This is a genomic window from Roseibium sp. JB4-4, from assembly GCF_055693425.1.
In genome coordinates, this window is record NZ_CM146333.1 from 2,660,458 (window position 1) to 2,676,134 (window position 15,677).

The following is a 15,677-nucleotide window of genomic DNA, read 5'->3' on the forward strand; positions in this document are numbered from 1 at the left end:
TCCACAGTCTTTCATCCCGCATCACTACCTGTCGTTGCGTAGTTTATCGCAAGAACTGATCCACATAATCCGCACCAAGCCCCACAGACTGGTAGTGCTCCCGGCACATGTCGATCTTGGTGAACACGTCCTCATAGCCGAGATGTTTTCCGTAAGGATCGACGTAGTACATGATGCCGTTCACCTGGAACAATGTGATCATCTCTTCGACATCATCAGGAACGACCAGAGTATGTGTTTCGCCCGGCGGTTCGTAGACATAACCTCCCTCCTGGGCGACCCAGTCATGTTCAAGATAGTGCCAACGGCCCTTCAGCACATACCCATGTACGGGATTTGGATGGCGGTGCCTTGAAAGAACTCCGGATTTTCGAACCCTTAGCAAATTGACCCAGTAACCCTGGCTCCGGTTCAGACACAAGGGCCGAAACCAGACGTTTTCAGCTTGAGGGACCCAAACACGCTCGTCATCGGGAATGGCACTCGGAACGACGATTTCGGCCTGAGCATCCTTCGGGAATGGAAGCTGATAGGGAATTCGAGGATTTTCGTCCTTTTCGGTGACAGGCATGGCTTCTCTCCCAATAGTATCGGGTTTCAATGACTTCAGACGGCTGAATAGCCGCCATCGACCGGATAGACTGATCCAGTGACAAAACTTGCTTTTTCGCTCAATAGCCAGGCGACAAGCGCTCCGACTTCTCGCGGTTGCCCCCATCTATCCATTGGTGTGCGGGCGAAAATGGCCTCTTCTCGGCTGATATCCTCCCGGAGACCTTCGGTCATGCCAGTCTCGATCCAGCCCGGGGCAACAGCGTTGACGCGAACGCCATCGGCGGCCCAATTGGCAGCAAGTGCCTTGGTGAGCTGCGCAACTCCGCCCTTGGAAGCAGAATAGGCCGGAACCAGGGCACCGCCGAAATAGCTGAGCATCGATGCGGTGTTGACGATCGCTCCACCCGACTTTTCCAAGATCGGCTTTGCCGCAAGACACATGCGCATCGTGCCTGTCAAATTGACTTCCAAGACGGTCTTGAAATTCGACAGTTCGTATTCTTTGCCGCGCATCAAAACACCGGCGCAATTGACGAGACCGTCGAGGCCATCCAGCTCTGCGATGCAGTTGGATACCGACAGGTCGTCTGTCACATCCAACCTGACGGCAGTGAGATGTTCGCTTTGAGGACATTGAGCAACCTCGTGGTCTGACACGCCGGTTGCCGTCACTTGCCATCCGCAGTTGATTAGTTCCTGCGCGACGCCAAAGCCAATTCCGCTGGTGCCGCCGGTGACCAAGGCTCGTTTCATGCAGCTCTACCTTCGTTCATGAACTTTTCAACGTCCTGTCTCTTGGGCATTGGAGCCACTGCACCAAAGCCCTGCGTTGACAATGCCGCCGCGGCATTCGCATATCTTGCGGCCTCATATGGATCCCGTCCCGCCGCCATCTCGGCAAGAAAAGCTCCATCGAACGTATCGCCGGCTGCGGTCGCGTCAACCGGCTTGACCGGCAAACCGGGCACGCGACGCCGTTCGTTGGGCAGCGCGATGAGTGTTCCCTCCTTGCCGAGCGTCAAGGCAACGATTTCACATCCAAGGTTCAAATAGAAATCGGCAATCGCGTCAGGATCTGTAAGGCCTGTCAGTTGCACTGCATCTTCCAATCCGGGAAGCGCAATATGTGCTTTTGCCATGGCGGCGTGCGTAACCGCGCGCGCCCTTTCCAAAGGCCACAGGTTGACCCTCAGATTGGTATCATATGAGACCCAGCCACCGGCCTGGCGGCAAATGTCCATTGCTGCAAAAACAGTATCCGCCGCTGTTGCGGAAATCGCCTGGCTGATCCCCGAAACATGTAAAATGCGCGCTCCGGAAATGTATTCCTGAGGAAGGTCCGCAGGCGACATCAAGCTGGCAGCTGATCCCTTTCGCATATAGGTGAAGGAGTGTCCGCGCTCATCATGGCTGACAAAATAGATCCCGGTGCGCGCATCCCCGCGCCGCCTCACGTGACAAGTGTCGACGCCTTCACTTTGCCAAAGCTCCAGAAATTCAGTGCCAAAGGCATCCTGACCCAGCTGAGTCAGGTAGCCGACGGACGCATTTTGCCGCGCGGCTGCGATAGCAGCGTTAGACGTGTCCCCACCGTGCCCCTTCAGATATCGACCGTCAGTTTGCTCGTTGAATTCGAGCATGGGTTCCCCCAGGCAAATGATGTCAGGTTGCATGATTGGTACTCTTTGTCGGGAAATATCGACCGCGAGTACACACTCGCGGCCGTGTGAGAACAATTATTCAGCCGTGTAGCTTTGGCCAACGCCGGGAATACGCCAGATCCTGAAGTTCGGGATCTGTGGGTCCTCGAAATTCATGTCGCCATCCACCCAGACGTGAAGATGGTTGGAAACAACGTAAAGAGCGCCATCGGGGCCCCAAGCAAGTGTGTCCGGCCAGTTCATTTCGGGATGGTGGGCAAACCTGGACAATTGACCGGTCTTGCCATCGAGTTTCATCAATCCATCGAGCGACAGCGCCGTCATATAAACGTTTCCGTCCCGATCCGCTGTCATGCCGTCCGTGTTCGACGGCAAGCTGGTCTCCACGCGGACCGCGTTTTCAAGAACCGTCTCACTGGTGTTGAAGTCACGCAGGAGGTCCGTATCAAGGCTGTAAAGAGTGTTGCCCGTGAGATTGGTCCAGTAAAGCGTTCCCTTGTCCCCAGACAAAGCAATACCGTCGGCACCGGTTTTCATACCGCCGTTTTTCAAGACCTGGCGGTCGTCGATGTTGAAAAAGAAATGCGGCTCATCGTTGGTGAATTTGTGCTGGTCCAGCAGCCGTCTGGCGGTATTTGATTTGCTATCGTAGGCAATCAGTCCGCCGTGCAAGGGATTACAGAAAATCCCACTGTCCGTGATATAGGCAAAACCGGTGTCGTTATCGACCGCGATGTCGTTCAGAAACGAGCACTTTGGATCGGCTTCGTCGGCAGAAAAGACGTACCTGCCGATTTCCTTGCCAGCCTTGATATCCCAAAGAACCAGCTTCGCATCACCTTCGGCCATCTTGCCTGCCACATGGCCCTGATCGAGGATCCACATCACATCGTTTCGATCGATCTCAAAACCAAGTACGGCTTTAAGCCCGGTCGGGTTGCCGGCGGCGTTCATATCCTCCGACGGATAGGGCTCCAGAACCCATTGATCGCCTTCCTTGACCAGTTTGGACAAAGTCGCTGGGATTTCTGGACCACCCCAGCGTGCGGTCGAAACATAGATGTTGCCATCGCTGTCGAGCTTGGCCCCCTGGATCAGAGCCTTGCCGAAAACACCGCTTTTTTCCCATGTGGACCGAACGTCCTCAGACAGCACCTTATATGGCAGGCTGTTCCATTCTGCGATTACTTCCGCTTCAGGGCCAGCATCAGCAAATGCTACCCCTGCTCCCAGCACAGTCGCCGTAAAGGCCACGGAAGCCCATTTCAACCGTTTCATTTCGATCCTCCTCTTCGATTGAGCGTCAAATCCGGCCGTATTTCGCCAAGCCTTCGCGTAAGGAGCCCGCCTGCATGATCAATTTGGCCTGCTCGGCTTCGCGGACGTCAATTTCGCGCGCCATTTCAAGCACTTCTTCAGCCTTCCCAATTGGAACGACAACAACACCATCAATGTCGCCGACCACGATGTCTCCGGGATGGACGATCACATCACCCACTGGAACCGGCTCATTGGCAGCCAGGGTTTTGTGGCGTCCGAGTGTCGTTCCTGGTGAGGTTGCGCGCGCATAGACCGGAAAATCGTAGTCGCGGCGAATTTCCGTGATGTCCCGGACGGCACCATCAAGCACGGCGCCTTCGTGCTTGTTGGCAACCGCGCCTGCGGTCATCAACCCGCCCCAAACAGCGACATTCGCATCGCCTGCAATCGAAATGACAATGACCGACCCCGGTGAAGATTCATCAATTGCGTCGAGTGCGTGTTGAGGCGGGATAAATTCGTCCGTCGGTCCTTCCAGTACAGTGACCGCCGGGCCAACGATCTTCTTGTCATTGATGCGGGGCTTGATGGTCTCGTCCAGATATCCCTTGCGCCCGGTCACCTTGTCCACCGCATCGGCAACCGAGGCGGTCGCGGTTTCGCGGAAACCTTCAATCAAATCTTTTAGTTCCATTACAAACACTCCTGTTGAACCGTCCTGAAACGGTAAGTTCCTGGATGGCAGTCCTATTGCTCACCACGGGTTGACCCAGTTGTTGGGGGAAGTCCTTGCAGCACGCGTGCCAGCTCTGCGCCCGCACGCCTTTGAAGCTCGCTGACGGACGCTTCCGAATACCAGCCGCAATGATCGCTGAGCACAGCGTTCGGTGCGCCAAGCAACGGGTTATCCGCAGAAGGCGGTTCGACCTGAAAAACGTCTATGCCAGCGCCAAAAATGCGTCCTGCATGCAAGGCTTCTGCGAGAGCGGTTTCATCAATCAGGCCCCCACGCGATACATTCAGAAGAATTGCATGGGGTTTCATCATGGCAATGCGTCTCGCATCGATGATGTTTCGTGTGTCAGGCGTCAAAGGCGTGTGGAGACTGACAACATCGGCCTCACGGCAGAGGCTGTCAGGGTCGTGACGTTCGACGCTCCACTCTTGTCGCGTTGCTTCATCGAGGTTCGGGTCACTTACGATGACCCGTGAAAAGCCGAGTGCCCTGAAGCGCAGACATGCCGCGCGGGCGATGCGCCCGAAACCGATCAGCCCCAGCGTTGCACCGCGGTGTCCCGGCACGGGATGTTGTTGGCCAATGCCCCAGAGCCCTTTCCTGACTTCAGCGTCTCGCGAGACGATGCGTCTTGCGACGGCAAGATAAAGAGCGAGCGCGTGGTCGCTGACTTCGTTCTCAGCGCCGTAATCGGGGATGTTGGCTATGTAAATGCCACGTTCAGTGGCTTTCTTGAGGTCCACATTGTCAACCCCGACACCGTAGCGCAGGATCAGCTTCAGGCTCGGAAAGTCGTCATAAAGCGCGGGGTCAATGCGGCGCTCCCTTATGAGCACCGCAAAGACGTTCTTGTTGGACAAGGCGGAGACCGCGTCCTGACTGGGCGAAACCGGAAGTACCTTTGCGCCGAATGGCTGGATGGCCTCTTGTTCCAGCTCATAGTCCGCATACCCGGGCTCAAGCACGGCCGCAAAGGGTGTCGCTTCTAGGGAAACAGCCTCCGCCCGCATATCATTGACCCCTGTAGTCTGCTACTGCAGCGTCGAGCTTGTTCGGCCAGTCTTCGCCGATCTCGCCAACGATGTATTCGCGTACTGCGGGCTGTGCGAGCGCACGGAACTTTGCCTTCTGGTCCGGACTGACCGGCACGACCTCGAGGCCTTTCTCACCCAGGATTGTTGCCGCATTGGCATCCTGTGCGGCCGTCATGCCCCGATGTATGACCTTGGAGATTTCAACGCATTCGTTGACGGCCTGCCTTTCGGCATCGGTAAGCCCCTCATAGAAAGCATCGTTGATCATGTAAGCGTGCCAGGAAAAGACGTGACCATCGAGGGAGACATACTTCTGGTGCTGATAGAGCGACGCATTGACGATATTGGTGACGCCATTTTCCTGGCCATCAACAACCCCTTGCTGCAGGGCGCCGGGCAATTCCGGCCAAGGAACAGGTGTTGCTGATGCACCGAGCGATTCCACGAGCTTTGTCCAGACGGGCGCTGTCATGACACGCATCTTCAAACCTTTCATGTCATCGGGCTCAGCTACCGGGACCTTTGAGTTGGTAAAATTGCGAACGCCGTTGTCCGCAAGGCCAAGAACGCGAATGCCGGTTTGGCTGCGCATGTCATCGAAGAGCTCCTCGCCGAATGGCCCATCCACGATCGACCAGGCCATGGCCTGATCGTCAAAGAGGTAAGGCATTGCGAATACGGCAAAAGGTTTGTAAACCGCAGAAATCGGGCCATCGTGGACGACGCCCATCTGGATTGCTCCGAGCTGAAGACCCTCGATGACCTGCCCCCCGTCGCCGAGCTGCGAGGCTGGAAACACCTGAACATCGATGTCTCCGGACGTCTTGCCTTCAACGCAAGTTTCAAATGCGAGCGCAGCAGCATGTTTGGGCGACGACATGTCTGCCGCCTGAAAGTGAGCGTATTTCAGCTCTTTTGCCTGCGCAGCACCTGCCGCGGCAAGAATGGCGAGTGCCGCTGTGGCACCCAATAGTCTTGAAGTCCGTTTCATAGTTTTCCTCCCAGGTTGCTAACTCGAAAATCCGAAAAAGCGAGGTAAAGCGGTGCTGATGTCCGGCACGAGAATGACGAGCAACAGAACCGCGATTTCCGCAGCAAGGAGCGGCAGAACAGCGCGCGACAGGCCTTCAATTCTGAGTTGGCCAACAGTCGCGATGACGAAGAGAACCGGCCCGACCGGAGGCGTGATCATGCCTATGGTCAGGTTGAGAACGAGCATCATCGCGAATTGCAAAGGATCGATGCCGAACTGCAGGGCGATGGGCCCCAGGACCGGTGTCAAAATGATGAGAGCAGGCAGCGTGTCTATGAAGAGGCCGCAAACGAGGGCAAAACCGGCGAGCAGGAACAGAACTGTCAAACGGTCCGTTGTTGCTCCGGATATGAGGGCGGCCAGGCTTTGCGGGATCTGCAAATATGTCAGCAACCATCCAAAGACGGACGCCATGGCGACGATCAAAAGCACGGACGACGTGGTTACACTGGCCCTCACAAGCACGGTGTAGAGTTTGGACCCATTCAAAGTGCGCATTGCCAGACCAAGCAGCAAGGCATAGGCGGTCGCGACCGCTCCTGCTTCCGTCGGTGTGAAGACGCCGCCCAAAATGCCGCCGAGAATGATCAACGGCATCAGCATTGCCGGACCGGCAGACAGGGCACTTCTGGTGATTTCGGAACCGGACGCTCTCTTCTCACGTCCGCGGTAGCCTTTCTTCACCGACACGTAGTGATTGGCGGCGGCCAGCGCCAAGCCCATGAGAAGACCGGGAACGATGCCTGCCATGAACAGCCCAGCGACCGTGACGCGATTGTCTGAGATCGCGTAAATGACCATCAGGATCGAAGGTGGAATGATCGGCCCGATGGTTGCCGTGGCCGCAGACAGAGCACCGGCATAGTTGGGCTCGTAGCCTGCGTTGCGCATCATGCGCATGACAATTGCCGATGGACCGGCAGCATCGGCCAATGCAGAACCGGAGATCCCCGCGAAAAGCATGGAGACCAACACGTTCACGTGGCCCAGTCCGCCTCGAATGTGGCCGACGAGATCGTTGGCGAACCGGAGCAAGGCCGTCGTCAGGCCGCAGGCCGTCATGAGTTCCGACGCGAGAATGAAAAAGGGCACGGCCATCAAGGGAAAGGAATTGATCCCACCAAACAATCGCTGCGGAATGAGCAGCGGATTCAGCGCTCCGTCGACCAGGATCGCAACGGTTGAGGCGACACCCATGGTGAAAACGACCGGCATCCCGAGCGCTAGAGTGGCAAAGAACAATATGATGAGGGTTTTTGCCATCATGATTGAACGTCGACTTCATCCAGATGGGTGTCGGTCTCGAACTCACCGGCGACGAATTTTCGGCATGTCAGCAGCAGGTGGCAGAGGAACAGGAATGATCCGAACGGAATGGCAAGATAGGGAATACCGCGCGAGATACCGGTCGCCATGGTTTCCTTGTTCCAGCCGAACTCGACAAACAGAATTCCAAACCAAAGGACGAGCCCCATAAAGGCTGCCATCACAGCGACGGCACACCAGCGGACCATCAACCGCGCCGCTTTTGGCAGCAGCGCCACAAAAAGATCGATCTCGACCAGCCGGCCGCTTCGCAGAGCCAGTCCGGCACCGGCAAACACACCGAAAATCATCAGGAAGCGCGCAACTTCCTCACCCCACGCGAGTGAAGACCCGAACACATAGCGTCCAATGACATTGGCGATCACGATCAAGAACACGATCGCCAACGAGCTTGCGACCAGGAAACGGTTCACGGCTATCAGGACGCGTTCGAATTGCGCCATCAGGTTCCTCCCGAGTGTGGAGTGCCAATCTGAGGTGGCCTCCGAGTTTCAGAGAACTGGCATACTGGCATACAGTATGTCAATGACAAAAATACTGTGCACCGGTTGCGAAACCGGTCTATAAGCCGTTTCCAACCGGAGGTTTCATGGTGTCATGTTGAAAATCGAGCGCCCTAAATCGTTTGCCGAACAGGTCTCTGACGTGCTGCGTGCTCAAATCATCAGCGGCGAGCGGGAGATGGGCGAAGCCCTGTCGGAAACGAAGATTGCAAAGGAACTCGGAGTAAGCAGAACACCGGTCAGAGAAGCCTTTGCCAGACTGGAACTGGAAGGACTTGTCCATACGGAACCGCAACGGGGAACATTCGTTTTCACGCTTGACCGTTGTTCACTGCTTGATATTTGCGACGTGCGTGTCAGCCTGGAAACAGCAGCCTTGAAAAAGGCAATGGAACGGGATCCGAAAGGGCTTGCAAGAAGTCTAAAGGACATCACCAAGAAGATGACTAAGGCCCGAAAGAAAGGCGACGAGCGCGACTATCTAGGCTTGGATACGGAGTTCCATCAAAAACTGTTCGATCACGCAAAAAACCAATTCCTGAACGACGCCTATCAGACAATCGCAGCGAAGATGGCTTGCCTAAGGAACATGCTGGGCAATCATCCTGAACACATGGAAAAGTCCTTCGCGGAACACATTGAAATCGCATCGCTTCTGGAAAATGGAAAAACAAATGAAGCCATTGATGTGATGATCAGACATATTGGCCGCAAGGAAGGCTCTTACTGGAACAAGTGAGGACCCGTTCGCAGGAAATCACACGGCTAGGGCGCTAGAAGATTGTTTGTCAACGCAATCGCGATGGCGTGTTCACGGGTTTTCGCACCGAGCTTGCGCCGTGCGTTTCGGATATGAAATTCCACAGTAATTGGTGCGATTCCAAGAGTGGATGCGATGCGTTGCGGACGTTCACCAGAGGCCAATGCAATCAGACACTCACATTCCCGCTGCGTGAGAGGCTCAAAGGCGCTTTCGATCCTTGCAAATGCTCCCATGGTCTTACTCGACCCTCCTGACATTGACCTTGTCGAATCTACGTAACAACTTGCTTCCCCAGCGGCATGACCAATATTGGGTATGCACGGCCGAAACATGGAACGGGCAACCGCACCGTTTTCGTTTCGCTCACGGGTTTCAACAAGCGTTTGTCCAGTTCGGAGCATTGCAAAGCCTTGAAAGATAAAAAGAATGGCGAGATGCCTTCCCAATTGGATGACATGATTGCCAATGTCTATGAAGCCGTACTTGACCAAGACCGCTTTGATGAACTGATCACGCTCGCGGAAAGCAGCATCACGAACAGGACCGCGCACCGGGAACTTTTGCGTAGAAAGCGCGATATCGAAGCGCATTTCGAAACCGCGGAAAAGCTGCTGTCGAGCCTGCAGAAACCTGAAGAAGACAAGGACCGGCCCGTAATCCGGTTGGGAGGGGACCTTACAATCCTGCAGGCCAATGAAACCGCCGAGCGAATTCTGCAAATTACCGCCGGCCAATCACTTGACGACTTGGATATCGATGGCGACGCTTTGGGTCATCTCAAAGAGGCCGTTTCGGGCCGAGCCGAAGACTGGCCGATCATTCGTGTCCCTCATGCGGCGACGGGCAAACAAGTTCTGTTGATCCTGTCAGCCGAAGAAGAACAGCGCATTGGAAAAATCTGGCTGCTGACAGGTGTTGAGCGCGTCTGGCAACAAGGCGCGAGCCTGGCCATGCAGAGCCTTTACGGTCTCACGCAGTCAGAAACCGACGTCCTGTCCATGCTGGTCAGCGGACATACACCGACGGAGATCGCAGAGGCACGTGATCGATCAGTCGAAACGGTTCGCCAGCAGATCAAGTCGATGATCACAAAAACCCGCTCGCGGGGCAGCGGTGAGCTTGTCGCCGTTGCCCGGGCCATCGCAAACTCTGCACAGCGGCGCAAACTTGTAACCACACCGGCAGATCACACACGAACACAGCTGAAACTCCGGGACGGGCGCAAAATTGACTATCTGGAGCAGGGAGATCCAAACGGCAGACCTGTTGTGTTCCTTCACGGCTGTCTTTGCGGCAACAGGCTGCCGAACACCGCGAGCCGATTTTTTTCCGAAAACGGTATCCGCCTGCTTTCTCCCGCCCGCCCCTGGCATGGTCAGAGCGACGGTCATGGGATACTGCTTCATGATCCGGCTCGTTACGCGCATGACGTTGCCGACTGGCTCGATCAGCTGGATCTGGAACAGGTCCAACTTGTTGCATTTGACGTTGGTGCCATCTTCGCACTGATCTGTCTTCCACATCTCCAAGACCGTGTGACGCGACTGCTTTGCGTGTCCGCTCAACCTCCCATGCGCAGCTTTCAGGATTTTTCCGGAGCCCCACCGCAGCAAAAACTGTTCGCCTTGTTGCCGCGTGTCTCAGTGCCGCTACTGAGCTACATGGCAAAACTGGGTGACAAACGGCTGAAGCGCGATGGACCGGACGGCTTTGCACAAACCGTTTTTGGAGGTGCGCAGGCGGATCTGGAAGCCTGCAATGATCCGCATTTGCTGGACCTGTTTTGGCAAGGGCACCTGTTTCATGTCGAACGCGGCTCGGACAGCTTCATAAATGATTGCCGGTTTGTTGCCTCTGATTGGGAGAAGCTGATCAAACCAACGGATGTCCCTGTTCATTTTGTTCATGGAACGCAAAATAGGTCGATCCGGCCGGAACGTATTTTAGCCTTCGCCGAGCGCATCGAGGCGCAAGTCTCGCTCGTTGAAAATGCCGGCCACAGTCTGCCTTTCAGCCATTGGCGCGGCTGGACACGATTTCTCGACTGAAATGAGCATCCCACCCTATCAAAATCCATAGCTGTTTCCACTCAAGGACACGTGCTCTCCTGAGTTCCTTTGAGACTTCAGGACAGATTGCGATGCGCGTTATTTCAAAGTTAGCTTTTTTCTTGTGTTGCCCCCTTTTTACATTACAAACGCCGCAGGCTCAGGAGACTGATCCCGGCAGGGCAATGATCGTCTTTGACGGGTCGGGTTCCATGTGGGGGCAGATCAGTGGCACCCCCAAGATCGTGACGGCCCGTGACACACTGGCGCGCGTCGTCGGCCAGCTGCCGCCAGCTCTTGAGGTTGGATTGATTGCCTATGGCCACAACCGCAAGGGCGACTGTAGCGACATAGAAACTCTGGTCCCGGTGGGGCCTGCCTCGACACAGTCGAGCAAACTTGTTGCATCTGTTGCTGCCCTCAAGCCAAAGGGCAAAACGCCTCTAACCGAAGCCGTGCGCCGCGCCGCACGGGAACTTCAGTTTCAGGAAGACAAAGCCACCGTCATTCTTGTGACAGACGGGATTGAAACCTGTGAAGCAGATCCGTGTGCTGTGGCAAACGAGTTGGAAGCGCTCGGGATCAACTTCACGACACACGTAATCGGCTTCGGGCTGAACGAGGAAGAAGGCCGCCAGGTTGCGTGTCTTGCGGAAAACACAGGTGGCCTTTATCTGCAGGCGGACAATGAGGGTGATCTTGCCGCCGCCCTGCAGCAGACAGTTTCTCTTTCGCCAGCGCCAGCGCCAGCGCCAGCGCCTGAACCCGCGCCTTTTCTTGCGAAGAATATCAAGGCGACGGTAAGCCTTGAGGAAGGTTCCGCCCCGATAACCGACGCAGACGGAATTCGTGTTTTCTGGACGGCAACACCCGCCGGTGGCGGTGAGGAAATTCGCCTGACCACACGTCCTGACATAACCGAAAGGCTGGAACCTGGCGCCTACCGCCTCGCCGCCCGAACGGACAAGGGCAGCTCGGCAGTTGCCGATGTCACGGTAACCGACAGCGAGCTTACGGAAGTCAACCTATCGCTTGGAGCCGGCAAGATCGATCTCTATGCCGTGATGGCCAACCAGGATCTTGGCCTATCGGATACGGATTTCTTCTGGCAGGTCGAAAACAAAATCACGGGCGAAAAGTTCTCGGCCTATACCCAGGCGCTGGAAGCGGTTGTTCCAAGTGGCCAGTACGAGGCGAAGCTCGTGATCACGCGTCTTGAAAAGATGTCGCCCGGCAGTGTCGAACTGAATGTGGTCACCGGAGAAACGGCGCAGGCCGAAGTGATCGCACAGACGTCGAAAGTCACGTTACGCGCCTTCAACGCCGACGGTACCGAGCTGAAGGCACACGATTCCAGACTGAACATCTACCTGGGAAGCTCAACGACCGACAATGGCGCGTTCGTCAAGATGGTGCTTGGCGGCGGTGCACTTTTTCTCCTGCCCGGACAATATTCCGTTCGAGCCGAAGCATGGGACGGTAGCAAACGAGAACCGATCTCCCAGTCAATAACGGTTAGCCCCGGATCGAAACAGACCATCAATGTGACCTTCCCATGAGTGGGCAGGAAGCATTCTGGGATCCAATAGAAGGCAAGGTAACACCGGAATACAAGCGAAGGCCGGAGCGTGAACCGGCGAAGCTTCCAGCGTCCTTCAAAAAGTTGGAACTTCCGTTTTTCCTTCTGGCCTTTCCCGGTTTCATTCTCGCTTTCTTCAGCGACAGTCTGATGCCTTACGGCATAGCACTCGTCACATTCGGGATGGCTGGCGGATTTGCGATCAACCACTTCACCGGAGCTACAGAAGACCGCCTCGCGCGGCTTTGGCAGACAGGTGAGCATCTCGGGTTTCGGTTCCGCCCGGAAATACCGGCCGCCCGGCTGCACGACATCCGGCAAAAGATCCCCGAACTTTTCAAACTGCGCGTTGGGGGATCGATCCCGCTGAACATCGAATGCGAGATGTGGGGCCGGTCGGAAACCGGTACGCCAATATGGCTCGGTCTCGGCGCGTTCTCGTCAGCTGCCTTTTTTGGCGGACCCAAACAGACCACCAAATTGGCGAATGCGGGTGCACAGGGCAACGTCGTGATGATGATCGCGGCGTATAAGCTGGACCGGGATACGGGCATCCGGATCGCACTGATGCCGGAGTCGCTCGGGGCTATCGGACCGTTCGACCGAGACCTGAAGACGGAAAGCGTGGCGTTCAACGACACGTTCAATATCAGAGTGACCTCAAGGGCGGATCAGGGGGATCTGGACCAGATTTCCGTCAATGTCCTGCAAGTGCTGACGCCGGCATTCCAGACCAAGCTGCTGGAGCTCGCAGACCGTTTCGCTGCACGGGTCATCGTGGATCGCGACACCGTTTATTTCGGCGGCTTTCATAACCTGCAAAGTCTGGACGATTCAGTCCTTCAATCCTTCGTCAAGGAGATCGTCGCCGCATTTGCAGCAGCAGCGACCTCTTTCAAACGCTACGCGGAGTGACTCAGAAAATGTCGTTCTTCATGATGTTGATCTTATTGGTTGGTATAGTCATTGGAACTTATGTCCTTTGCTACAACACGCTTATGTCGGCCAAGTTCCGTGTCGATGAAGCCTGGTCCGGCATAACGGTCCAACTCAAGCGGCGGCACGCACTTGTGCCCAATCTGGTGCAGGCTGCCAAAACAGCGATCGGCCACGAGCAGGCAATCATCGACAAGATCGTGATGGCACGGTCGGCTGCCCTTGAAGCGCTGGCAAGCGACAAACAGGCGGATATTGCCAAGGCTGAAGCCGGGTTAAGTCAAGCGCTTGGGCAATTCATTGCCTACACGGAAGACAACCCTGAAATAACCGCCAACGAAAACTTGCTCGTATTGCAGAAACAGCTTGAAGAGACAGAAGACCAGGTGGCCGCCGCAAGGCGGATCTACAACGGCAATGTCCAGGCCTACAACACCCGTGTCGCGTCCATTCCTTGGAACTTTGTTGCCGGGCTCAACAAACTGAAACCGTCTCAAATGTTCGAACTCGATGCTGCCGAAATGAAAGAAGTCTCGAGGGACCCTTCGCTTGACGCTCTAGAACTAGCCGTTCCCCCTCAGCAAGACAGGACCTGAGCCCATGTTGCGTCTTCTCATCAGCCTAGTCGTGCTGTCCTTCGCACTCCTGCCTGCCAAGGCATCTGACGACACCTGCGTAACGTCGGCCCCGAACGGGCAATCGCTGCGGGTGTATGACAGTGCCTCCACCAACAGCCCGGTTCTTGGAGGCATCGGTGTTGGAACCTGCGGAATTCAGGTCACAAACCAGTGTGAAGGCACGATGTGCGTGATTGTGCTTGCCGGGCTGAACGGCTGGGTGGATATGCAGCACATTTCAAACAGCCCTGTCGTCGCGCCCAGGCTCATGAATAGCGGAGCGGGAACCGGCAGCTATGTCTACGGTGTCACCGGCGGCTCTGGCTCTGTCACGGCAGCAGGCCGCACACAACCCACGCCGGTTGATGCCAATGGTGAGGTCAGGGTGCAAAAGACCGGTCCATCGGCAGCAACGTTGACGCTGCCGCAGGAAGTCACACCCGGCCCAATTCCCTTAAGCGGCAATGGCGCAGGTCCCTGGACCGGCGGCTTTGGCAGTTGGGGCGGGATGCCGATGGCCGTCACCGTTACCTTCAACGGTCTCGGCGCTCAGACAGCCACACTCGAGCTTAAGGGCAACAACCAGCTCGCAGCGATGACAATACGTCTCGACCTTGCTGCACGGTCCCTGCCAGAAGTTCAACAATCTGGCCGCCCGGCACCGGCAACACCTTCGCCTGCCGGGGCCGGTTTCAATGCGTGCACCGAGCTGGACCGACTGACCAAGGAGATCAACAGCCGCGCAGGAACCAAGCAAGTCCAGGATTTGCGCAGCATTTACGTAATTTCGGGGGTCAAGAGCACGGAACCGACCGCTGATCAAGCCGCCTGTCAAAAAGCGCTTGACCTGATTGCCCAGGATGCCGGGCTTTGGGTTCTGGTCGAAGAACAGGCCAGACTGGGTCCAGCCGCACCACCAACTCCTCCTGCATCAGGGGCCAGTCAACAAGTTCGTCCCAGCACGGTTCCCGCACCACGTCCGACACCACAGCCCGGAACAACAGCAAGCCAGTCTTCCCAGCACCAATCCGATCCGCACGGCTTGCTGGCTCAGGCCTGCAGCATATTGCAACCCCTGATCAGCCCATTGCTGCGTGGTGGTTCGCGGACCGAACGAGAACAGGTTCTCGCGCTTTTGACAGCGCAAGGTTTGGTCAGCGTTACCGGTGCACAACCCGTTCAATGCGCACTTATATTGGCTGGTCTGATGTCCAGCGGGCTTGTTGCCAATGACAATCGCCCCTGGGCCGCCGTTGCCCAGTCTGGCGCGACCGGCTTTGGCGGCGAGGACCCCTCGACAATGATCGCAGGCGGACGTGAAATCGGCATAGACCCTTCTGATTTCATACCTGAGTTCAATCCGGACGGACAGGCAGCCAACGCGGCGCCACCGGCTCCTCTAACAACCAGCCCTTCAAGCGCCGACGACCCCTGCATTTTGCTGGGCAACGCATTGGTGATTGCTGTTCGTGTCGGTTTTCCTGGCGATCTTTCCGCGCTCGCGGATCTCTTGAAGACCCATGGAGTTGAAACGCTCGCTCCAGGCTCAGCACCGCAATGCCTGGCTGCCTTGAACACTGCGCGCCAAGCCGGTTTGGCTCGATGACAGTTGGCTGGAAGGATAGC

Annotated in this window: 16 protein-coding genes; 6 read left to right on the forward strand and 10 right to left on the reverse strand. The window is 56.3% G+C overall.

All coding sequences use genetic code 11. The annotated features are described in order from the left end of the window. Positions 1–43: 43 nt before the first annotated feature. From ACZ1HV_RS12355 to ACZ1HV_RS12395, 9 genes are all read right to left on the reverse strand, one after another. Positions 44–571 carry a 2,4'-dihydroxyacetophenone dioxygenase family protein gene (locus ACZ1HV_RS12355; RefSeq protein WP_298817810.1) on the reverse strand — a complete coding sequence of 176 codons (528 nt, stop codon included), beginning with the start codon at positions 569–571 and terminating at the stop codon, positions 44–46. Between the two features lie 35 nt (positions 572–606). Next, positions 607–1,308 carry an SDR family NAD(P)-dependent oxidoreductase gene (locus ACZ1HV_RS12360; protein WP_298817808.1) on the reverse strand — a complete coding sequence of 234 codons (702 nt, stop codon included), beginning with the start codon at positions 1,306–1,308 and terminating at the stop codon, positions 607–609. Further along, the gene (locus ACZ1HV_RS12365; protein ID WP_298817806.1) at positions 1,305–2,228 is read right to left on the reverse strand and encodes a sugar kinase; all 924 of its coding nucleotides are present in this window, start codon (positions 2,226–2,228) and stop codon (positions 1,305–1,307) included. Before ACZ1HV_RS12365 ends, ACZ1HV_RS12360 begins: the two co-directional genes overlap by 4 nt. Positions 2,229–2,291: 63 nt before the next feature. Continuing rightward, complete coding sequence (locus tag ACZ1HV_RS12370; protein ID WP_472718242.1) at positions 2,292–3,494, reverse strand: L-dopachrome tautomerase-related protein; 1,203 nt, start codon at positions 3,492–3,494, stop codon at positions 2,292–2,294. Between the two features lie 25 nt (positions 3,495–3,519). Beyond that, entirely contained in the window at positions 3,520–4,170 is a 651-nt protein-coding gene (locus ACZ1HV_RS12375) for an RraA family protein (protein ID WP_298817803.1), read from the reverse strand. A 53-nt stretch (positions 4,171–4,223) separates the two neighbouring features. Then, on the reverse strand, positions 4,224–5,222 hold the full coding sequence (locus ACZ1HV_RS12380) for a C-terminal binding protein (RefSeq protein ID WP_472718243.1): 999 nt from the start codon (positions 5,220–5,222) through the stop codon (positions 4,224–4,226). 1 nt (position 5,223) lies between these two features. Beyond that, the gene (locus ACZ1HV_RS12385; RefSeq protein WP_298982983.1) at positions 5,224–6,237 is read right to left on the reverse strand and encodes a DctP family TRAP transporter solute-binding subunit; all 1,014 of its coding nucleotides are present in this window, start codon (positions 6,235–6,237) and stop codon (positions 5,224–5,226) included. Between the two features lie 18 nt (positions 6,238–6,255). Beyond that, complete coding sequence (locus ACZ1HV_RS12390) at positions 6,256–7,545, reverse strand: TRAP transporter large permease (protein ID WP_298817797.1); 1,290 nt, start codon at positions 7,543–7,545, stop codon at positions 6,256–6,258. Next, a complete protein-coding gene (locus ACZ1HV_RS12395) occupies positions 7,542–8,048 on the reverse strand; it encodes a TRAP transporter small permease (protein WP_298982985.1) in 507 nt (168 codons plus the stop codon). The genes ACZ1HV_RS12390 and ACZ1HV_RS12395 overlap by 4 nt, the downstream gene beginning before the upstream one ends. 154 nt (positions 8,049–8,202) lie before the next feature. On the opposite strand from ACZ1HV_RS12395, the gene ACZ1HV_RS12400 reads away from it, so the two are divergent. After that, positions 8,203–8,847 (forward strand): GntR family transcriptional regulator, encoded by a 645-nt coding sequence (locus tag ACZ1HV_RS12400; protein WP_472718244.1) that lies wholly within the window; start codon positions 8,203–8,205, stop codon positions 8,845–8,847. Between the two features lie 26 nt (positions 8,848–8,873). Here the strand turns inward: ACZ1HV_RS12400 and ACZ1HV_RS12405 are convergent, their stop codons facing one another. Then, on the reverse strand, positions 8,874–9,104 hold the full coding sequence (locus ACZ1HV_RS12405) for a LuxR family transcriptional regulator (protein ID WP_472718245.1): 231 nt from the start codon (positions 9,102–9,104) through the stop codon (positions 8,874–8,876). 177 nt (positions 9,105–9,281) lie between these two features. Here ACZ1HV_RS12405 and ACZ1HV_RS12410 point away from each other — a divergent pair, with 177 nt between their 5' ends. The 5 genes from ACZ1HV_RS12410 (at position 9,282) to ACZ1HV_RS12430 (ending at position 15,657) form a co-directional block, all read left to right on the forward strand. Next, a complete protein-coding gene (locus tag ACZ1HV_RS12410) occupies positions 9,282–10,919 on the forward strand; it encodes a bifunctional helix-turn-helix transcriptional regulator/alpha/beta hydrolase (RefSeq protein WP_472718246.1) in 1,638 nt (545 codons plus the stop codon). Between the two features lie 185 nt (positions 10,920–11,104). Next, positions 11,105–12,478: a vWA domain-containing protein gene (locus tag ACZ1HV_RS12415; RefSeq protein WP_472718247.1), complete on the forward strand. Its 1,374-nt coding sequence runs from the start codon at positions 11,105–11,107 to the stop codon at positions 12,476–12,478. Beyond that, positions 12,475–13,413 (forward strand): hypothetical protein, encoded by a 939-nt coding sequence (locus tag ACZ1HV_RS12420; protein WP_472718248.1) that lies wholly within the window; start codon positions 12,475–12,477, stop codon positions 13,411–13,413. The genes ACZ1HV_RS12415 and ACZ1HV_RS12420 overlap by 4 nt, the downstream gene beginning before the upstream one ends. Positions 13,414–13,421: 8 nt before the next feature. Further along, entirely contained in the window at positions 13,422–14,030 is a 609-nt protein-coding gene (locus ACZ1HV_RS12425) for a LemA family protein (RefSeq protein WP_472718249.1), read from the forward strand. A gap of 4 nt (positions 14,031–14,034) precedes the next feature. Then, on the forward strand, positions 14,035–15,657 hold the full coding sequence (locus ACZ1HV_RS12430; protein ID WP_472718250.1) for a hypothetical protein: 1,623 nt from the start codon (positions 14,035–14,037) through the stop codon (positions 15,655–15,657). Positions 15,658–15,677 lie beyond the last annotated feature (20 nt).